The 20,116-nt window shown below is 69.0% G+C and carries 17 protein-coding genes and 1 tRNA gene; 6 read left to right on the forward strand and 12 right to left on the reverse strand.

What is annotated here, in order from left to right; genetic code table 11:
* The first annotated feature begins 224 nt into the window (after positions 1 to 224).
* The 3 genes from U9R90_RS28935 to U9R90_RS28945 all read left to right on the forward strand — a co-directional run bounded on the left by U9R90_RS28935 (position 225) and on the right by U9R90_RS28945 (position 3,786).
* On the forward strand, positions 225 to 1,793 hold the full coding sequence (locus U9R90_RS28935) for a hypothetical protein (RefSeq protein WP_411059624.1): 1,569 nt from the start codon (positions 225 to 227) through the stop codon (positions 1,791 to 1,793).
* A gap of 662 nt (positions 1,794 to 2,455) precedes the next feature.
* Complete coding sequence (locus tag U9R90_RS28940) at positions 2,456 to 3,259, forward strand: hypothetical protein (RefSeq protein ID WP_411059625.1); 804 nt, start codon at positions 2,456 to 2,458, stop codon at positions 3,257 to 3,259.
* Between the two features lie 251 nt (positions 3,260 to 3,510).
* Positions 3,511 to 3,786, forward strand: coding sequence for a hypothetical protein (locus U9R90_RS28945; RefSeq protein ID WP_411059626.1), 276 nt, complete (start codon positions 3,511 to 3,513; stop codon positions 3,784 to 3,786).
* Positions 3,787 to 4,481: 695 nt separating this feature from the next.
* Here U9R90_RS28945 and U9R90_RS28950 read toward each other — a convergent pair.
* The 8 genes from U9R90_RS28950 to U9R90_RS28985 form a co-directional block, all read right to left on the reverse strand.
* The gene (locus U9R90_RS28950; RefSeq protein ID WP_411059627.1) at positions 4,482 to 4,817 is read right to left on the reverse strand and encodes a hypothetical protein; all 336 of its coding nucleotides are present in this window, start codon (positions 4,815 to 4,817) and stop codon (positions 4,482 to 4,484) included.
* A gap of 64 nt (positions 4,818 to 4,881) precedes the next feature.
* Complete coding sequence (locus U9R90_RS28955) at positions 4,882 to 5,730, reverse strand: helix-turn-helix domain-containing protein (protein WP_411059628.1); 849 nt, start codon at positions 5,728 to 5,730, stop codon at positions 4,882 to 4,884.
* Positions 5,731 to 5,755: 25 nt separating this feature from the next.
* Positions 5,756 to 6,289: a DUF6879 family protein gene (locus U9R90_RS28960; RefSeq protein ID WP_411059629.1), complete on the reverse strand. Its 534-nt coding sequence runs from the start codon at positions 6,287 to 6,289 to the stop codon at positions 5,756 to 5,758.
* Positions 6,261 to 6,521 carry a hypothetical protein gene (locus U9R90_RS28965; RefSeq protein WP_411059834.1) on the reverse strand — a complete coding sequence of 87 codons (261 nt, stop codon included), beginning with the start codon at positions 6,519 to 6,521 and terminating at the stop codon, positions 6,261 to 6,263. The genes U9R90_RS28960 and U9R90_RS28965 overlap by 29 nt, the downstream gene beginning before the upstream one ends.
* Positions 6,522 to 6,784: 263 nt before the next feature.
* Entirely contained in the window at positions 6,785 to 8,134 is a 1,350-nt protein-coding gene (locus U9R90_RS28970) for a Cys-Gln thioester bond-forming surface protein (RefSeq protein WP_411059630.1), read from the reverse strand.
* A 319-nt stretch (positions 8,135 to 8,453) separates the two neighbouring features.
* Positions 8,454 to 8,942 (reverse strand): single-stranded DNA-binding protein, encoded by a 489-nt coding sequence (locus U9R90_RS28975; protein WP_411059631.1) that lies wholly within the window; start codon positions 8,940 to 8,942, stop codon positions 8,454 to 8,456.
* Positions 8,943 to 9,059: 117 nt separating this feature from the next.
* Positions 9,060 to 10,871: a GTPase gene (locus tag U9R90_RS28980; protein ID WP_411059632.1), complete on the reverse strand. Its 1,812-nt coding sequence runs from the start codon at positions 10,869 to 10,871 to the stop codon at positions 9,060 to 9,062.
* Between the two features lie 5 nt (positions 10,872 to 10,876).
* Complete coding sequence (locus U9R90_RS28985) at positions 10,877 to 12,604, reverse strand: dynamin family protein (protein ID WP_411059633.1); 1,728 nt, start codon at positions 12,602 to 12,604, stop codon at positions 10,877 to 10,879.
* A 309-nt stretch (positions 12,605 to 12,913) separates the two neighbouring features.
* On the opposite strand from U9R90_RS28985, the gene U9R90_RS28990 reads away from it, so the two are divergent.
* A tRNA-Arg gene (locus tag U9R90_RS28990) sits at positions 12,914 to 12,986 on the forward strand.
* A gap of 317 nt (positions 12,987 to 13,303) precedes the next feature.
* Here U9R90_RS28990 and U9R90_RS28995 read toward each other — a convergent pair.
* Together U9R90_RS28995 and U9R90_RS29000 are read right to left on the reverse strand one after the other, a co-directional pair.
* Positions 13,304 to 14,323: a DUF389 domain-containing protein gene (locus U9R90_RS28995; protein ID WP_411059634.1), complete on the reverse strand. Its 1,020-nt coding sequence runs from the start codon at positions 14,321 to 14,323 to the stop codon at positions 13,304 to 13,306.
* A 108-nt stretch (positions 14,324 to 14,431) separates the two neighbouring features.
* Complete coding sequence (locus tag U9R90_RS29000; protein WP_411059635.1) at positions 14,432 to 16,333, reverse strand: alkyl/aryl-sulfatase; 1,902 nt, start codon at positions 16,331 to 16,333, stop codon at positions 14,432 to 14,434.
* A 196-nt stretch (positions 16,334 to 16,529) separates the two neighbouring features.
* Here U9R90_RS29000 and U9R90_RS29005 point away from each other — a divergent pair, with 196 nt between their 5' ends.
* Positions 16,530 to 16,937 carry an SHOCT domain-containing protein gene (locus U9R90_RS29005; protein ID WP_411059636.1) on the forward strand — a complete coding sequence of 136 codons (408 nt, stop codon included), beginning with the start codon at positions 16,530 to 16,532 and terminating at the stop codon, positions 16,935 to 16,937.
* 232 nt (positions 16,938 to 17,169) lie between these two features.
* On the opposite strand, the gene U9R90_RS29010 is transcribed toward U9R90_RS29005, so the two are convergent.
* A complete protein-coding gene (locus U9R90_RS29010; RefSeq protein ID WP_411059637.1) occupies positions 17,170 to 17,841 on the reverse strand; it encodes a response regulator in 672 nt (223 codons plus the stop codon).
* Positions 17,838 to 19,064, reverse strand: coding sequence for a sensor histidine kinase (locus U9R90_RS29015; RefSeq protein ID WP_411059638.1), 1,227 nt, complete (start codon positions 19,062 to 19,064; stop codon positions 17,838 to 17,840). Before U9R90_RS29015 ends, U9R90_RS29010 begins: the two co-directional genes overlap by 4 nt.
* Positions 19,065 to 19,196: 132 nt before the next feature.
* On the opposite strand from U9R90_RS29015, the gene U9R90_RS29020 reads away from it, so the two are divergent.
* On the forward strand, positions 19,197 to 20,108 hold the full coding sequence (locus tag U9R90_RS29020; RefSeq protein ID WP_411059639.1) for an ABC transporter ATP-binding protein: 912 nt from the start codon (positions 19,197 to 19,199) through the stop codon (positions 20,106 to 20,108).
* Positions 20,109 to 20,116: the final 8 nt, after the last annotated feature.

Below are 20,116 nucleotides of genomic sequence, written 5' to 3' on the forward strand. Positions count from 1 at the left end.
CTGGGGCTCTGTGACCTGGGGGTTCGTGGCTGGCGGCTTTAGCTCGACTGTCGGTTGTCGTCGAGTGGCCTCGGGGGACGTCGGACGGCCCAGGGACGGCCCAGCATTGATCGGTACGGGGTCTGTCGTCAGGTCGATGACGGCCACCTGGGCCAAGTAGGACACGGAGCGTTGCGCTCATCGCCTAGCCTGACTGTCAGGACCCGCGACGTTGGGGAGCGACCTTGCTGGACCGAGGCAACCTTCAGTCGTTCAAGGCAGCGCTGTCAGCCGCACTACGAACAACCAACCAGGCCGATGACGCATTGAGTGATCGATTCGTCGAACTCCGCCCTGGCACGGTGGCCACGCTTGAGTCTGCCGTCAACCACCTCGTCACAGGTCGTCGGGGGGTCGGCAAGTCCACGACGCTCGCTGTTCTCCAACGGCGCGCAGAGGAACAAGGGGCTCGGGTCATTTTCGTGGACGTCGAGACACACAAGTCTCGTTCCTACCCTGATGTCCTTATTGAGATCATCATCGACATCCTTCAAGCAATTGAGCCCAAGGGATGGAAGAAGCCCCAACGGAATCTCCGCCGTGAAGTTAAGGAGCTACTCGACGTCCTTGACGCCCTCCGCGATGCAGCCGCTGAGGTTACGCAGAACACGGAGAGCGACCAGACACGGACAAGTGAATTCAAAGTCAGCCTTCAGGGCGGGGTTGCCAAGCAGTACGCGAAACTGAGCGCAACGGGCGGAGGCGCACGGTCTAAGCGAATGAAGACTTCGCAGACCTCAACGCAAACGCGCCGCAAGGAGGACTTTCTCCGCGACCTCGCCCCGGCCATTGCACAGGCCTTGGAGAATGCCGCTAACTTGGATGGTCGAAAATCACTACTCGTCGTGCTTGATGACTTCTATTTTGTCGCCAAGGATAAGCAGCCGCTAGTTCTTGACCACCTCCACGGCATCACCAAGAGGAGTAACGTATGGTTGAAGATTGGCAGCGTTCACTCAAGGACGCAGTCGTTCGCTGATGGAGATCCGCCACTCGGCATGCAGCCTCCGCACGACCTCCAGCATCTGTCCCTCGACGTCGGTCTGGCTGATTTTGCGACGGCACAGACATTCCTCGAAGAAGTTGCGAACGGTGTGCTCACTCCTGCCGGGTTCAAAATTCGCGAGGTTCTCACTCAAACTGCCCGCGAGCGTGCGGTGCTGATCGCTGGCGGCGCCGTTGCTCGCGACTATTTCGATCTCCTTATCGCGGCGGCCGACGCCGGATGGGAATCCTCCCAGCGAGGCGGAGGAGGTGATGAACCTTTCACAATCGGAGCAGAGAACGTCCAAGCAGCTGCTGGCTTGCGTCTTCAGCGCAAGCAGACCGACCTCCGCAATGATGCTGGGCGCGATGCCCCTGCTTTGGAAACTCGATTCGATGATCTCGTGAGGTTCGTCCGAGATCGGGATACTTTCTTTTTCCTCGTACGTCGAGAGCATATGGACACTGACTGGGGTCGAGAAATCGTAGAGCTTGAGGATCTACGATTTGTTCACCGAATCATGACCACCAGGCCAAACACCGCGACGTGGCGCGGCGTAGAAACAGTGGTATTCATGGTGGACTTTGCCGCTCTCGTCCAGAAGCGCATGCGGAAGGCTCCGGTGGAGTTCTGGAAAGCCGGGAAGTCTGATGAACTGAGACGCGCCGAATGGGTCTACGAGCCAAATTGGACTGAGACTTCAGCCAAGGGCAAGAAGGAGAGCGGCGAAAATGCGACCCCAGAAGATGTCGAATTGCCCTTTGAGTAGTCCGCAGTCGTGATTGGCGTCAAGGGTGGGACTTAGGTCGGCGGAGCGACTTTGGGCTGGAGCTGCTTTGGGGCGACTGATCATGTCCCCTTAAGCTTCCGGCGAGTCGGGCAGTCTGTGGACCTGCCCGTTAAAGCACGATGTTGGGGCCATGACCTTAGAGGCGCGCCCCAAAGTGGTTCCTAAAGCCGTGGAGCCGACCGCCCCAGCCACAGAGGGTTTCTCCCGCACTCGCCCGCATGCACGCAGCGCGCCGCCGTGGCGCGGCGCAGCTTCACCCGCTTCAGCGCCCAGCCCTGGTACGTGTCATCGAATCCGTGCGCCAACGGGCCCCACTTCAGCTCCGCCTTCAGCCGCACGGCCTCACGCTCATGCTGCTCGGCGGGTGTCAGCCCGCCCCTCTTGCGCGTGCAGCAGGGTGTGGTCGTACCGCAGGCATCACGGCCCGTCAGCACCGCCGGACATCTCGGATTCAACCTGAGTAGTAGCGCTACATCTGAGGGGAATTTGATACTCCTCATGGGGAGATCAATCTATCGCAGCCCACCTTTTTGTCCGATTAGGACGAAAAGGGAGATTCCTAATCGGGTGTAATTCATCTCGCTGTCCCGTTTCACCCACCCTAGTCAGTCCGGGTGGACGGCAGGTGTGCCTAACGGCCGATGATCAACAGAGGTACTGTCCGTGACGCCTCCAACGACCACGGAGGCGCGGGCGCCGCCCAAACGCACCAGGCATCCAAGCCGCGACGTGCGCCGGGCACGGTGCCCGCGGCGACCAACGACGGGGAAATGCAAGTGAAATCAGGACTGGCGCGCAGCAGCGCAGCCGCCATCTTCGTGGCACTCATCACCGGGCTCGGCGCGCCGCAGGCCATCGCCTCCACTAACGGTGACAGCCCGTCAGCCGAAGAGACGCTGGCTGGGACCGAGGCCGGGCAGCACGACCTCGAAGAGGACCTGCCGATCCCAGGCGAGCCCGAGGAGACGACCTTGCCGGACGTGGACCTCAAGGGCAAGGAACCCGAGTTCTCGACGCAGGGACTGCAGTGCAGGCCCGGCTGGGAATTCACGATCACCAAGAACAAGAAGAACACGATGTCCGTCAAGTACCACACGGCCGTCAAGAACACAAAGAGCTACCCCATCAACTTCAAGTTCACATCCAAGAAGTCGGGGACCACTCAAATCGGAGCGTCCCTCACCGTCAGCGGGGAACTCAAGGCCGGAATCTTCGCCGCCATCAAGACCGAAATCAATGCGAGCGTCTCGAAGAGCTGGACCTCAGAACTCGGCATTGAGGCGTCGGGCAAGGTGAAGGCCCGCAGCACCGTCAAGGGCGACTACGGGATCTTCAAGGAGAACGTATACGGCTACAAGTACTACCGCGGCAGCGCCTGCCAGAAGAGCTCCAAGAAGTACATGAAGGCATGGGCTCCCTACCGTGAAGGATGGGTCATCAAGTAGCCCCACAGCCCGGCCCTGCCACCCGCGGGGCCGGGCCCCTTCAACTCACCCAGGAGACCACCATGCGCCGCCCGCTCGGTGCTGCCGCTGCCCTTATCGCTGTCCTGGTGTCCGGAGGCTGCACCAATGACCCCCCGGACCGCGAGAGCGAGACATCGCCATCCCCGGCACCGCCGTCCAGTTCGCCCGCGTCGCCCGATACGACATCTGCTCCACCGGCGCCTGACTTCAGCCTGCCCAAGAAGGCCGCTGTGCTCATCCCCGAGACGTCGGGCCGTACCACGCTCAAGCTTCCTGAATTCACCCCTGACCAAGAGGTCTACACCTACTACGCGTCATGTACGGGCGAAGCGAGAGTGGAGATCGTCTACCGGGGTGACGCTGACCCGGATTCCGTGGCCTGCGACGGGGTGCCCACGATCGGACTGGTCCACACCGAGATCAGGCCCCACCAACTCACGGTGCGCGTGACCGGCGGCACCGCTGCGTGGAGGCTCGCCGTGGTGTCGGGAGATCATCTGACCTGAGCCTCGTGTTTAGGAGGTCAACTGTCATCCTGACGCGGGTGTCCCCGTGCTGGACGCTGCGCCTGCTCACTGACGCCTACGCCGACCACCCGGGCAACCGGCCGGAGTGGAGGCCGTGAGCGATCCGGTCACCGCTGTCGCTGACTGGCGCACTGGTGCCATGCGCCAGTGCGCCGACCTGTGCGGCACCTGCAGCTACCGGCCCGGCAACCTGGCGCACCTGAAGCCCAGAAATATTCAGGAGACGACCCGGGCCGCCATCGCGGCCGAGAGCGACGGTCTTCTGCCACGCCACCATCGGCACCCCGGCGCCCGCCATCTGCGTCGGGTACGCGCGCCACCTGACCGGCCGCGCCCGCTCCCTGGCGCTCGCCTCATACGTGCCGGAGCTGCCCGACTCGCCCTCCTCACTCCTCCAGGCAAGGAAGGGTGACCGCCATGACGAACAAGAGACCGTGGAACCGGCCCGAATCACCGCGGCACCCGCGTCGTTCGGGCCGCCGCGTAACCTCCGTGCGGGACTCCTCGTCCCCCTTACGATGGCGCCTCACCATCGGGGCATACGCATACCGCGTGTTGTTTGGACCCGCACCTTGAGCACTCTGCGAGGTGCCGTATCAGGTCGTACTCGACGAGCTTGTTCTCGTAGCGGCACCACAGTGAGTCAAGACTCACGGGCGGCGTCGTGTTCGCGGTCATGGTGTGTCCCGCCGCTCCGCGAGCTGCAGGAACCTGAGAGCCACTCGGGCCAGCGCCCGAAGGTGAGCTATCTGTTCGATGCGGGACGCTGCGGGGTCGGGTCGATGCGACAGGAGCATGCCAGCGTCCTGGTGTAGCTGTGTGCTCGTTCCGCATGAGCTCCGGGCCGCTTCGGCGAGCGTGTCTAGGTAGCCAGCGAGTTCGTTGATGTGGGCGCGCACCACATCGAGGGCAGGGCGCTTGCCGTCGCAGGTTGTGTACATCACGAGGTCGATCAGCTGCCGGACCTGATCTCCGCCGATGTGCGGTCTGCCTTGGTGCTCCACGGTCATGTCAATGACGTTAGGAACGCGGCTAGTTCAGTCTCTACGTTCTTGCATGACCTTGCACGCGAGTTTATCCGAGAGCGCCGATCGCGTCCGTGATCAGTGTCCGAGCTGGTGCCCCGTAGGCGGCGTTCTTGCTCATCTCGGCAAACGCCTTGGCGTAAGTGCTTACCTCTCCGGGAGCGGTGACGTTCACGGCCGCCGTCAGCAGTTCCGAGCTCACTTGGCGGTCGTCGAAGAGGTAGAAGGCTTCCAGCGGCCACATGCGGCGCTCGGCGTCGGACGGGATGATGCCGAGGCTGACGTTCGGCAGCGCCATGACGGCCAGGAGATAGCCGAGCTGGGAGGCCATGGTTTCCGAGGGCCCGATGCGGTAGCGCAGCACCGTTTCTTCGAGCAAGAACGCGAAGCGGTGGTCTCCCTCATGCAGGACGTGGGAGCGTTCTATCCGCGAAGCGGCTGCCTCCGGGGCGTCGTCGGGGGTGCCCTGGAAGCGGGCGATGGTGGACAGCAGGGCGGTCGCGTACGCCTCGGTCTGCAGGATGCCGGGGACGACGTTGGAGCAGTAGATCCGGAAGTGCCGGGTGCGTGCGTACAGGGGCAGGACTTCGTCCTGGGCGCGGCGCATCCCATGCCCGTGGAGCTTCTTCCAGTGCACGTACATCTGGTCGGCCTGCCGGTTGGCGGCGACCAGGTCGGTGGCCTGGTCCTGCGCGCCGCATGCCTGGCACCACTGACGTACATCAGCGTCCGAGGGCGGGGTTCGGGCATTCTCGATCCGGGACCGTTTCGAGGCGCTCCAGCCGCACCGTAGAGCCAGTTCCTCACCGGTCAGTCCCGCGTCGATGCGGAGGTCCCGCAACTGCGCCGCAAGGCGTTCGCGGGCCGCCTGAGCGGCGGACAGGGGGGATGCGGTCATGTGCTGGCTCTTCGGTCGGGGCTGGTCAGACGGCGTACTTCTCGTGCGGGATGCCGCGCTCCCACACTGTCTTGAAGGCGTTTGCGGCGAGCTGGATCACGTCCGGCTCTGTGCGCACCTCCCACTTCGGCTCGGTCCAGTTTCCGTCGCCTGAGAAGTGGTTGAAGAGAACCGCGGTGCGGTCGAAGAGCCAGAAGTCGTTGCCCGGCAAGGCGATGTCCGACGCATGCCGTCGGGGCAGCCACCGCACGTTTTCCCCGGCCTTGATGTTGACCGTGGTCCCGGCGTACTCGTAGCGGATGTACTCGGTCACCGGCTCGGAGACGATGCGGGCCCTGCGTACGGCCACGCCACGGCCGACGGTGCCGCCGATCAGGTTGACCCATGGCGCCCAGTACGCCGAGGCAGGATCGGTGTCGCACTCCCCAGTGCGCTGCCAATGCTCGAAGTCTGCGGCTTCGTCTCCAATGCCGTAGGAGTCGCGCATCTCCAGATGCCACGCTGAGCGCTGGGCGCCGGAGAGCAGGTCCTCAAAGCTGGGCACGTCGTTCTGCGACATCGCACGCCTTCCTGATCATCGGCACCATGCGGGCCGGCACCCGTACGACGGCCTCGTTGTCCGGAATGCCGATCGCGTGCCCGGGAACCTCGGTCGCCGCGCACTCGGCTGCCAGTTCCGCACCGGGCTTCCAGCCCTGGAACACCAGCTCCGCGCTTTCCTCGTCGACCCACACCGTGGGTGAGCCTTGCTGGCCGGTGTCCGGATCAATCCCGAGGAACCGTAGTGCCATGTCCGCCTCCGGTGTCGAGCCGATTGCATCGCCTTGCATGACCATTGCCCTGGATGGGCGGTGCAGTCAAGAGCGCACCCCTGCACGGAACTTGGGGCAGGGGTCAGCCAAGGGTGAGGCGGCAAGGACGTTCGCCGGTTTTGTGGTCGGCGGTGTCATAGCCGGGGTGTACGAGGCCCCCGGGGGAAACCGGCCCTCCCGGCTGCCCCGGGAGGGCGTTCCGATCGGCCCTCCGGGGACGTTTCGGGCGCTCGCCCAGCGGTTTACTCCCCGGAGTCGTCCTTCTTGCGGAGGAAGAAGACCGCCGCGCCGCCGACCACGACCAGGGCGACCGCGATGCCCGCGATCATCGGGGTGGTGTTGGAGCTGCCGGTTTCGGCGAGGTTGAGGTCGTCGCCGGTGCCGCCGACCGAGGCCGGGCTTGGGCCTTCGGAGGGCTCGGGGGTGTCGCCGTCGGGGCTGGCCGCCGTTGCGCAGTCCAGGACGCCCTTGATCCGCTTCTCGAAGCCGTTCGGGCCGGTGATCGTGAAGTCGTAGGCCTGGTCTTCCTGCAGCGGGATGGTGACCGTCTGCGACTCTCCGGCCTCGATGGTGTGCTTGAAGCCCATCAGTTCGAAGGTGAACGGCTCGTCACCGCTGTTGGTGGCGGCGATGTCCACGCCGCCCTTGGCGCAGTTCTTCTGGGCCGAGAGGGCTGGTATCGCGCCTTGCTCCGCCCAGTTCGCGCTCGCCGTGGCCGAGACGGTCGACTCGCTGGACCCGGCGAGTATCTGCGTCTGGCTCCTGCTCTCGGAGGCGAAGGCGCGGCCGACCGGCACGGTGGTCGACGCCTGGACGGTCAGTGCGGCCGACCCGGTCTTGGGGGCGTCCTTCGGCACGTCGATGTACAGCTCGCTGCCGTGCTCGGCCGAGGTCACCACCTCGCCGTCCGCGTCGACGACCCGCACCCCGCTCGCCGCGGCGTCCGCGGGCGGGCTGACGGTCACGGCCTCGGCGTTGGTGCGCACGGTGACCGGGCCGAGCCGCTCGCCTGCCCGGCCGGAGATGGCGGGCGGGTCGAGAGTGAGCGAGGCCTTCGGCTCGGCGCGGTTCCTGGCGCGCTTCTCCAGGTAGTCGGCGAGCTTCTCGGCCTGCGGGTCGACCGCCTCGACGTCGGCGTTGTCCGAGTAGCGCCAGATGGCCACCTGAGTTCCGGCCGCCGCGGTCTCCTCGGTGAGGCCGCGGGCGCCCGACTTCTTCGCCAGGGCGGCGAGGTCGTTCACCTGCGGGTAGGAGTTCTGCAGAATCCAGCGGATCTTGCCCGCGTGCGGATTGCTGTTCAGCGAGGTCGCGCTCCAGGGGGTCTCCTGGTACTTCGCGCCCTTCTGGGTCGGGTTGTGGATGTCGACGCAGTACGTCTGCAGGCTGCCGCCGTCTTCCACCGACATCTCGAACAGCCCGGCGGGGATCTTCCGCTCGTCGCCGTCCTCCGCGCGGATCACCGCCTGGTCGTGCGTCACCAGGCTGCCGAGGGTCGCGGTGGCACCGCCCTGCCCCTGTGGCTCATCGTCGGCCACAGCGAGACCCGCTCCGGCCAGCACCCCGGCCGCGGCAAGACCCGAGGCGAGCGTCACGACGGCGAGGCGAGCGGCGCCACGCCGACGTACAGAGAACGAAGAAAACACCGAATTCCCCTCCGGGCGGGACCCATTCGATGGGGGGACGATCCCGCCAGCAGCACCAACTGCAGTCAACAGCCCCGTGAGTTACGCCCGGAATCCTAGGGAAACCACGCACCCCCGAACCCGATCATGCCGTTCGACAACCGATCCGACTCGCAATCGTTATCGCCAGCAACCAATGTGACCTGCCCTTATCGACAAATCGCCAGTCTGGTTGACCCTTGTTGCGGTGAGATGTCGCGTGTTGCTCTCGTTCCTGGGTCAGGTTGGGTCAGATCGGTTCGGGGGTGAGAAGGGGCGGGGGGTCAGCGGCCGGGTCGGGAGCGGGAGGCGCCGGTTCCTGTGTGGAGCTGGGTGTGGGCCCGATTGTCGCGCCGGGTGTGGAGCCCGGCTCCTGCTCGGTTCGCGACATCCGGCGGAACGCCGCCGTGCCGCGCGACAGATCGTGGCCCACCGCCATCGCGTCGATGTCCGCCGACATCCAGCGCCGGTCCTCCAGCTCCCCTTCCCGCAACCTCAACCGACCCTGTACGAGCACGGGTTCCCCGACCGTCACACACGACGCCACGTTCGCGGCCAGCGTCCGTCTGGCCCACACCGTGAAGAAGCTGGTGCCGGCGTCCTTCCACGCCTGCTGAACACGGTCGAAGCGGCGTGCGGTCACCGCGATCCGAAACCGCGTCACCCCGCCGGTCGACTTCTCCTGGTAGATCGGCTGCGACGCGACGTTCCCCACGACCGTCACCATCGTCTCGCTCATCTCGGCCCCTCCCCAGTTCGCCCGCGAGTCCGTCCCGCACGGCCGCGGCCGATCTCGGGCGACCCGCCGCGAACTCAGACTGCACCCGTACACGACGAGCCCGCTCGGAGCTGTGGACTACCGGCCGGTTGTGGACAACCCCGTCACCCGCACGTACTGCTCCCGTACCTCCCGGTACCGCAGCAGTTCGGCCGCCACCGGATCGAGCACCCGGGCCCGCCCGCACCCCGACGCGGCCTCCCGCAGCCGCCGCTCCGCCTCAAGCCCGTACCGCCGTGCGGGGCCGCGTGCCGCCATCCGGCAGGCCCACTCGACGCACGGACCGCCCACGATCCCCGACGCCATGAGCAGCACCGGCACCCCCAGGTTCGGGTCGAAGAACCCGATGATCTGCCCCACCAGCCAGAGCCCACCCACGATCTGAAGCAGCGTCATCGCCGCCTGAAACAGCACCGCCATCGGCCACCAGCCGGGGCGCGGCGGCCTCCCCGACGGCACCCCGGCCCGCACCGCCAGCTCGTCCAGTGCCTCGGGCAGCCCCGCGGAGCCGCGCGCCGCGGCCTCCCGTACGGCCTGCCCCCATGGCGCGGGCAACCCGGCCGCCGCCTCGTCGCCGACGATGCGTACGGCCTGCTCCACCCGCTGACGTGCCGTCGGCTCCTCCTCGGCGGGGGTGGTGGACACCGCGCGTGACGACCCGCCGGGGATGCGCTGGGCCTCGTACCAGCGCCACAGCCGCAGCCACGGGGTGCCGCACGCCCTGCCCGCGTTTCTGCGCCAGGCCCGCTCCGCCGCCTCTCCCGTGGCCGTGGCGCCGACCGCCTCGGCGAGCCGGTCGGCGAACTCCTCGCGGGCCCGCTCGCTGAGGCCGACCCGCTGGCCGGATGCGTAGACGGGGCGCAGCCTGGCGGCGGCGGTGTCCAGGTCGGCCGAGATCCGGCGCGCCGGTGCGCCGCGCTCGGCCACGAACTGGCTGAGCAGTTCGCGCAGCTCGCCGACCCCCTCGCCGGTGAACGCGGAGAGCGCGAGGACCGTGGCGCCGGGCTCGCCGTGCTCGCCGAGCGCGATGCCGTCGTCGTCGAGCAGGCGGCGCAGGTCGTCGAGTACCTGGTCGGCGGCGTCACCCGGCAGCCGGTCGGTCTGGTTGAGCACCACGAAGGTGACCTCGGCGTGGCCGGCCATCGGCCGCAGATAGCGCTCGTGGAGTACGGCGTCGGCGTACTTCTCCGGGTCGACGACCCAGATCACCGCGTCCACCAGGGTGAGGATGCGGTCCACCTGCTCGCGGTGCTCGACCGCCGCCGAGTCGTGGTCGGGCAGGTCCACCAGGACCAGGCCGTCCAGCCGCGCACCCTGCCCCGGACTCTGCAAGGGCCTGCGGCGCAGTCTTCCGGGGATGCCGAGCCGGTCCAGGAGGTTGGCGGCGCCGTCCGTCCAGCTGCAGGCCAGTGGCGCCGCCGTGGTCGGCCTGCGTACTCCGGTCTCCGAGATCGCCACCCCGGCCAGGGCGTTGAACAGGGACGACTTGCCGCTGCCGGTGGCCCCCGCGATGGCGACGACAGTGTGCCGGTCGGAGAGCTCCCGGCGTGCGGCGGCCTGGTCGAGCACCCGCCCCGCCTCGGCGAGGGTCCGGCCGTCGAGCCGGGTGCGGGACAGGCCGACCAGCTCGCGCAGCGCGTCCAGACGGGCGCGCAGCGGGGCGGCGTACGTGGTGCCGCCCCCCTGGGCGCTACGCGCATGCATCTGGTTCCCGGCGCCCTGGGCGCCACGCGCAGGCATCTGGTTCCCGGTGCCCTCGCCGCCCCGGCGGGCGATCAGCCCGTCGTCCCAGACCCGCTCGCCCCCGGCGGCGTCCTGTCCCTCATCGCCCGCCACGCGCGCGTGGTTCGCGGGCTCCTGCCCGCCGGTGTGGTCAGTGACGGCAGTCACCGCGGTCACCTCTCCTTCTGCAGTACGGACAGTGCGGCGATGAGTTCGGCCTGCGGTTCCGAGTGGACTTCGAGGGCGTCGAGCGGCGCGATCCTGCGGTCGCGTTCGGTCTGCAGGACCTTCTCCACGTACGAGGTGAGCAGGCGGCCGCCCCGGTCGCGCAGCCGGAGCGCGCCGTGCGCGCCGATCAGCTCGGCGAGCCGCTCGCCCGCCGAACGGGCCCGCCGCCCGCCCAGCAGGGCCGTGGCCAGGAGTGCGGCGACCACCTCGCCGTCCGGGGGGTTCTCCAGGTCGCGGAGCTCGTCCTCCGCGTACTCCTCGATGACGCGACGCCAGCGCCGTACGGCCAGTCCGATGCGGTGCTCGGCGCTCTCCGCGTCCGGCTCCCGGTACGTCAGTTCCGGCGCCCAGGAGGCAGGTTCGCGCTGCCAGGCCTCGTCGACGCGCTCGTCGGCCGCGGACACCGAGCACAGCAGCAGCGCCCCCAGGCTCTCCACGACCGCGTCCAGGAGCTCCCCGGCGCCGCAGTCCAGCGGGTAGCTCCGCCACCGGCCGAGCGCGCCGCCGGAGAGCACCGCTCCGGCCTGCAGACGGCCCTTCACGCGCGCGTGCTCGCTCGCGTACGCCTCCTCGACGGCCGTGGTCAGCCGCACCCCGGCCGCGTGCTGCGCCGAGACGGCGCCCGCCAGCGCGGGCATCCTGGCTCCCAGCGATTCGATGAGCCCGGTGGCGGTACGGAGCAGGGCCTGGGCCCTGGCCGCGGGATCCTGGACCCGGTGGGCGAGCCAGTCGCGCAGCGGCGCGACGGCGGTGGACGGCAGCAGCCCGCCGCCGCCCGCGGACTCCGGCAGCTCGGGGATGGTGAAGCGCGGGACCTCGCCCAGACCGGCCTTGGTGAGCAGTGCCCCGTACTGCCGTGACACCTCGGCGACGACCTGGTGCGGCACCCGGTCGAGCACGGTGACCAGGGTGGCGTCGTACTCCTTGGCGGTACGCAGCAGATGCCAGGGCACGGCGTCCGCGTACCGGGCGGCGGTGGTCACCATGACCCATACGTCGGCGGCGCAGATCAGCTCGGCGGCGAGCTGGCGGTTCTCCGCGACCAGGGAGTCGATGTCGGGGGCGTCGAGGAGTGCGAGCCCGCGCGGCAGCGTCGCCGCGGTCTCGATCCGCAGCACGCACTCGCCCGCCTTGGCGCCCGCGCCTCCGCCCGCCTTGGCGCCCGTACCTGCGCCCGTCCTGGCGCCCGCACCCGCCGCGCGGCCTGCCGAGCCGCCTGCCCCCTTACCCGCCTCCTGGCCCGCCTTCGTGCCCGTGCCCGAGGAGGCGTCGCCCTCTTCCGATGGCTCCCTGCTCGGCATCCACACGCGCGTGAGCTCAGGCAGCACCCGCAGCCCCGCGAACCAGTGGTGGTCCTCGGGGTTGCACACCAGCACCGGGGTACGCGTCGTCGGCCGCAACACACCCGCCTCGCTGACCTGTCTCCCCACCAGCGAGTTGACCAGCGTGGACTTCCCCGCCCCGGTCGACCCGCCGATCACCGCGAGCAAGGGCGCTTCGGGCTGCCGCAGGCGGGGCACCAAATAGTCATCGAGCTGTGCGAGCAGCTCGTCACGGTCGACACGCGCGCGTGCAGCCCCGTCCAACGGAAGCGGAAAGCGTGCGGCGGCGACACGGTTGCGCAGGGTGGAGAGAGCGTCGAGCAGCTGAGGCCGTACATCCAAGGTCACCACATGCGAAGAATGCCCAATTTTGGCGACTTTCTGAAGTATATAACCGCTTCTGCGCGCCGGTCGGACACTTGAGACATGCGGGGCGACTGGGGCGCAGGCATAACGAGTGCACAACACCCGGGGCACGAGGTGCCGAAAGCGATGCGAGATTCGCACCTGCCTGCGATTATCAGGACCGCTTCACTGAACCTCCACACCGTGCCGCGGAGGCGAAGCACCAGGGACGGGCCCCCGCGAGCCCTATCCTTGTCCCCGGCAAGACCCCGGACCGGCCCCACACCGGCACTCCGGGCCACCGGCCGCCATCCGGCCCCCGTAGCTCAGTGGATAGAGCAGGCGCCTTCTAAGCGCTTGGCCGCAGGTTCGAGTCCTGCCGGGGGCGCCGAGCAGAACGTGGCGTTACGCCCTCCCTCAGGGAGGGCGTTTTTGCTGGTCAGGGGCGTCATCGCGGATGAAATGACCCAACCAGGCACCGCCGTTGACCGGTACGGAGATCGAGGCGGCACTCGGCTCGGCGCGCTGCCGCCCGGCACCGGCTTCGCGGCGCTGCTCGGCCGGCTCCTGGCCTGAGGTTCGTATGCGGACCCGCGTAGGCCGCTCGGCTGTGCGTCCCCAACCCGGCAAGGCCGGTCGTGCGATCCAGGGTTAGGGGGACTGGGGACCGCCGTCCACGGACGAGTGGCGGGACGCGGCTGCGCCTCAGCTACGCGCCGCGTTCTTCACCGTGCAGGTGTCCGTGTCCGCCGGGCACCAGTGCGTCCGGCCGCCCACGAGATGGAGTTCGAGGTCCGCGTCCGCCATGCCGCCCCGGTCGAGGGCGGCGCGCAGTGCGGTGGGCGCGGGCTGGGGCGGCAGGCCGAGGACGCCGATGACGACGATGCCGTTGCGGGCCTCGACCGAGGCGATCTGCCATTTGCCGGTCGCGGCCCACTTCTCGGCGACCGGGCGGGCGTCCGCCGCGAGGGAGCGGTCGCGGGCGACCGTGATCGTGCCGGTGGTGAGCGGCACCGCGATCAGCAGCAGGAGCGCGGCCACCGCCACCAGGGTGCGCCCGTGGAACTGGCCCACGGCCAGCCCGGACTCCTGGGCCGCGCCCCGGATTCCGTAAAACAGGAAGACGATGGTCCCCGTCGCCACGATGGCGGCCACGTTCGTTGCGAACAGCAGCGCCGACTCACTGGCGTCGTGGTAGCGGCGGACCGTGATGAGCAGTCCGGTCACGGCGAGCGGCGGCACCAGCGAGATGGCGATCGCCACGCCCGGCAGGGTGTCGGAGATGTCGGCCCGCACGAGCGCGAAGGCACCGACCGTGCCCGTCGCGAGGGCGGCGAGCAGGTCGATCAGGCGAGGGCTGATCCGCGAGGAGACCTGGCTGTTGGAGGCGAAGTGGTCCGGCGGGGCCGCGATCCAGCCGAGCAGCATGCCGACCGCCACCACCGCCAGCGCCCCGCCGATGACGAGCGACGCGCACCGCACCACCTGCGACCGGTCGGCGAGGACCAGCGCGAGCGCACTGCCCAGGATCGGCGTCATCAACGGAGCGACGATCATCGCGCCGATGACGGTCGCGGTCGAGTCACCCACCACGCCCGCGCTCGCGATGACCGCGGCCAGCACGAGCAGCCCCCAGAAGCGTGTCGAACTCGGGCTGCGCCAGGAGCGTTCGATGAACAGGGTGTCGGTCATGCGCTGAACGGCGACCGCGTCTACAGATGCCATGGCGTCCCCTTTCTCCCGTTTCATGCCGCTGACAGAAGGGGAGCGTAAGGCGCACAGGTCCTGGACCGGTGGCACGGCACGACGCGCCACGAGTCCACCCGGACCACGTCACGGCGTGACGATGGCGAAGTCCGGGTCGGGGGCGTCGAGGTGGCCGAAGAGTTCGAGCAGCTTGGCCAGGTCGCCGGTGACCTTCGCCCCGCCGGGGCCTGGCAGATCGGTCGGCGGCAGGGCGCCGAGCAGCACAGCCCGCAGCACCCGCTCGTCGAGGGTGATCTCCACATCGGGCGACACGCTGGCGGCGCCATGGCCCGCGACATGGGTGAGCACGCCGTTGCGCAGCCACATCGTCACGGCCTCGCCCGAGGTGAGGTTCCAGCGCACGGTGATGTCGGCGTCCCAGCTGGCAGGGCCGTCGACCCGAATCGCCAGGGAGTCGAAGAGCTGGTCGAGGGTGAGGGCGCCGAGGATGTCCGGGGACGTGGTCTTGGTGGGCGTTCCGACGGCGCCGTGGCGCAGTTCGAGGGCTCCGGTGAGGAAGAAGTTGCGCCAGGTGCCGTTCTCGCTGCCGTAGCCGAGCTGTTCGAGAGCGTCGGCCTGCAGGGCGCGGGCCTCGGCGCTGTCCGGGTCGGCGAACACGACGTGGTTGACGACCTGGGCGACCCAGCGGAAGTCGCCTTCGTCGAAGGACTCACGGGCGCGGCGCAGCACCTCGTCGGCGCCGCCCATGAACCGCACGTACCGCTGGGCCGCCTCGACCGGCGGGTGCTCCCACAGGTGGGCCGGGTTGCCGTCGAACCAGCCCAGGTACCGCTGGTAGACGGCCTTGGTGTTGTGGCTGACCGAGCCGTAGTAGCCATGCGTGTGCCAGGCCCGCTCCAGGGCGGGCGGCAACTCGATCCGTTCGGCGATCTCCAGCGGGGTCAGACCCTGGTTGAGCAGGCGCAGCGTCTGGTCGTGCAGATACACGTACAGGTCGCGCTGCTCGGACAGGAACGTCTCGACGCGCTCGCGGCCCCACACCGGCCAGTGGTGCGAGGCGAACGCGACGTCGCTGGAGTCGACGAACAGGTCGACGGCCTGAGTGAGGTAGCGCGACCACTCATGCGGGTCGCGGACCTCGGCACCGCGCAGGGTCAGCAGGTTGTGCAGGGTGTGCGTGGCGTTCTCGGCCATGCAGAGCGCGCGCAGGTCGGGGAAGTGGACGTTCAGCTCGGCCGGGGCCTCGGTGCCGGGGGTCAGCTGGAACACCATGCGGATGCCGTCGACGGTCGCCTTCTGGCTGGTGTGGGTGATCTCGACGGTCGGGGCGATCAGGCTCACCATGCCGGTCGACAGGGTCTGGCCGAGCCCGGATCCGATCTGCCCGCGCTCCCCCTTTGGCAGCGCGGCGCCGTACATGTAGGCGGCGCGTCGATTCATCGCCGTACCGGCGAGCACGTTCTCGCTGACGGCGTGCTCCATGAAACCGCGGGGCGCGTACACGGGGATGCCGTCGGCGACCTCCTCCTCGGTCACCACTCCCTTGACGCCGCCGAAGTGGTCGGCGTGGGAGTGGGTGTACAGGACGCCGGTGACGGCCCGGTCGCCGCGGTGCTCGCGGTACAGGGCGAGGGCCGCGGCGGCGTTCTCCACGCCGAGCAGCGGGTCGATGACGAACACGCCGGTCTCGCCCTCGACGAACGTCACGTTCGACAGGTCGAAGCCGCGCACCTGGTAGATGCCTTCGGTCACTTCGAACAGGCCGTGCTCGGCGCACAACCGGCTCTGCCGCCACAGGCTCGGGTTGGCCGAGTCCGGGCAGCCCTGATCGAGAAACGCGTAGGCACCGAGATCCCAGACGGCCTTCCCCTCCGCGTCGCGGACGACGGGGTCTGTGGCCGTACCGAGGAACCCCCGGCGGGCGTCGTCGAGATCCTGCACGTCGTCGAACGGGGAGCGCCGCAGCACCGCTTCGTTGGCGGTGACGATCCCGGCCGAGGCCGGCTTGGACTGGGTGTCGTCGGGCATGGGAACCCCTTGTCTGCGGCGGTGGTTGACGTCGAGACGCTTCGCCCGTGCGGGGACGGCGATATTTCCTCAGCCTCGCCGCAGATCGGCGCCACCGCCATTCGGTCCTGTTCCCGGATTGTTCCAAAATGCGCGAGCAGAAAGCTCGGGAGATACTTCTGGGGCGCCATTACCCTCCGGGCAGAAAGAGGATTCCATGGACGACTATCCGCTTCTCAACCTCTTTCTCACGATGCTGTACTTCTTCCTGTGGATCATGTGGCTGTTTCTGCTGTTCCGGGTCGTCATGGACATCTTCCGTGACGACGAGCTGAGCGGCTGGGGCAAGGCCGGGTGGCTCATATTCTGCATCGTTCTCCCCTACATCGGGGTGCTCATCTACGTCATCGCGCGCGGCCGCGGAATGGGCCAACGGGACGTGAAGCAGTCGAAGGAACGGGAAGCGGCCTTCCAGGACTACATCCGGAAAACCGCCGCCGAGGCGAATCCCGGAGCGGCCGGGACGAGCGGGACCGACGAACTGGCCAAGCTCGCCGAACTGCACCGGTCCGGTGCGCTCACCGACGAGGAATTCGGCAAGGCGAAGGTCAAACTGCTCGCCTGACCGGCGAACAGGGCACTTCGGTAACAGAATTCGGCGGCGCGCGGACATCGCACGCGCCGCCACCCATACCACCCTGCCGGGCCCACACCGTGAGGCCACAAGGGTGCACACGACAAGCACAGGACCGAACTGCTGTCCGCGAAGCGCCGAACCGCTCGCACAGGTCCATCTCTGTTCGAGAGCGAGTCGTACCTCGCGGAGGGCCGCGTTCACGGCGTACGCGGCCGACGAGTCATAGGGCCGGTGGGGCCACCAGGCCCGTCTCGTACGCGATGATGACCAGCTGGACCCGGTCGCGGGCGGCCAGCTTGGTGAACAGGCGGGCCACGTGGGCCTTCACCGTGGCCACGCTGATGGTGAGCTGGGCCGCGATCTCACTGTTGGACAGGCCGCTGCCGACGAGGGTCAGCACCTCGCGCTCGCGGTCGGTCACGCCGCCGCCCAGCGGCCTGTGCGCCCGAGCGGGTTCGGGGCGGGCCGCGAACTCGTGGATGAGGCGGCGGGTGACGCTCGGGGCGATCAGGGCGTCGCCCGCGGCGACCACGCGGATCGCGCCGAGGATCTCCTCCAGCGCCATGTCCTTGACCAGGAATCCGCTGGCACCGGCGCGCAGCGCGGCGTAGACGTAATCGTCGTCGTCGAAGGTGGTGAGGACGAGGACACGTGTCGTTCCCGGTCCGGCGGTGACCATCCGGGTGGCCTCGATGCCGTCCATGCCGGGCATCCGGATGTCCATCACCACCACGTCGGGGTGGAGGTCGCGGACCAGTTGGACCGCCTGGGCGCCGGTTCCGGCTTCGCCGACGACCTCCAGGTCGGGGGTGTCGGCGGTCAGGACGCGCAGGCCCGCGCGGACCAGCGGCTGATCGTCGGCCAGTACGACCCGCACAGCCGGGGCCGTCATCGGGTCACCGGCAGCGGGAGCCGGGCGGACACCTGGAAGCCGCCCTCCGGGCGTGGTCCGGCGGTGAAGCGGCCGTGCAACAGGGTGACCCGTTCGCGCATGCCGATGAGGCCGTAGCCGGTCGGGGTGTGTGGGGCGGTCGCGGGGCTGGAGCCGTCGTTGGTCACGTCGATGGTCAGTTCGTCGTCCTGGTGGGTGAGGGAGACCTCGCAGTACGGGACTCCCGCGTGGCGGATCACGTTGGTGACCGCTTCCTGGATGATGCGGTACGCGGAGACGTCGATCTCCGGGGGCAGGGAGCGGGGTTCGCCCAGCCGACGGACCGTGACGTGGACTCCGGCGGCTGTCGTCGCCGCGGCCAGACGGTCGAGGTCCGCGAGGCCCGGGGCTGGTTCCAGCGGTGAGGGCTCGGCCGGCTGGCCGGGTTCGGGGCGGCGCAGGGCGCCCAGCATCCGGCGTAGGCCGGACAGGGTCTCGCGGCTCGTGGCCTCGATGGCGCCGAGCGCCTTGGCTGCCTCGGCGGGCTGGGTGGCGATGACCCGGCTGCCCACGCCCGCCTGGATCGCGATGATGCCGATGCTGTGCGCGACCATGTCGTGCAACTCACGGGCGATACGGAGCCGTTCGGCGTTGACTGCGCGGTCGGCGGCCTGGGCCCGCAGCGCCTCGGCGTGGGCATGGCTCTGGTGGATGGAGTGGCCGATCAGCCAGACGATGACGGTCGTGAGGGCCACGATCACCACCGTGGAGGCGACCACGGGCATCCCAAGCAGCACCCTGGTGGCCGCGTAGCCGATCAGCACACCGAGCGCCATGAGGGCGGCGGTGACCGAGGTGCGGCGTGGGCGGGTGGCGGCGATGTAGCACAGGGCGATGTCGACGGCCAGGAACTGCAGCAGCGGGATGTCCTTCACGCTCAGCGCGATCGCCGAGGTGATCGTCGCGCCGAGGAGCAGGGCCAGGGCCGACAGGGGGCGGCGGCGTGGCAGGGCCGCCCACAGCACCATCCCCAGGGCGAGGGCCAGCTCCGGCCAGCGTGCCGGGATGAAGTTGCCGTCACCCAGCAGGACCAGCCGCGCCGAACCGGGTCGCTCCTCCTTGGCGAGGGTGTACGCCGTGACCGCACACCAGACGAGGACCATCCAGACGCCGGGTGGCAGTCCCCCCAGCCGCACCAGACTCCTGCGCAGCAGCGGGGGGCGTGGTGGCGGCGGGGCGGGCATGCGCTGATGGTAGCCACACTCCCCTGACCAGGCATCGGACCACGGTCGTACGCCCATGGGCTACCCCCGCCGTCGGCGTTGTGATCGACGGGCCGATGCCGTACGGGGGTGGCCCACGCCACCGTTGGCCGGGTGATAGAAGTCAGCGAACTCACCAAGCGGTACGGGCCGACCACCGCCGTCAACGGCCTGAGCTTCACCGTCGGCCCCGGACGCGTCACCGGATTCCTCGGCCCCAACGGCGCGGGCAAGACCACCACACTGCGGATGCTCCTCGGCCTGATCAGGCCGACCAGCGGCACCGCCACCATCGACGGGCGGCCCTTCCGCGACCGCCCGCGCGGGCTGCGCCACGTCGGCGCGCTGCTCGACGCGCGGGAGGTGCACGGCGGGCGCAGCGCGGCGGCGCATCTGCGGGCACTGGCCCGCAGCAACCGCGTCCCGCGCGGCCGGGTCGACGAGGTGCTGGGCGAGGTGGGGCTCGCCGACGCGGCGGGGCGGCGGATCGGCGGGTTCTCGCTGGGGATGCGCCAACGACTGGGCATCGCCACCGCGTTGCTCGGCGACCCTCCGGTCCTCCTCTTCGACGAGCCGCTCAACGGTCTCGACCCGGAAGGGGTGTTGTGGGTGCGCGGGCTGTTCGGGCGGCTGGCCGCCGAGGGCCGTACGGTGCTGGTCTCCAGCCACCTCATGGGCGAGATGGAGCTCACCGCCGAGCGGTTGGTCGTCATCGGCAGGGGCTCGCTGGTCGCGGCGGAGAGTCTGGCGGAGTTCGCCGCGCGGGGCACGCTGCTGAGTGTGACCGTACGGACGTCGGAGGCCTCCGTGCTGACGCCCGCGCTGGCGGCGGCGGGCGCGGAGGTCTGTGCGGAGGCGGACGGGTCCTGCACGGTGACGGGTCTGAGCCCGGACGAGATCGGTCAACTGGCCCTCCGGCACCGGGTTCCGCTGGCGGAGCTCAGCCCGCGGTCCGCCTCGCTGGAGGAGGCGTTCCTGGAACTGACGGCCGACCGTGTCGAGTACGCCGCGGGAGGGACCCGATGACCACTCCG

It is taken from the genome of Streptomyces sp. E11-3, from assembly GCF_046540415.1.
In the GTDB taxonomy this organism is placed as follows: Bacteria; Actinomycetota; Actinomycetes; order Streptomycetales; family Streptomycetaceae; genus Streptomyces.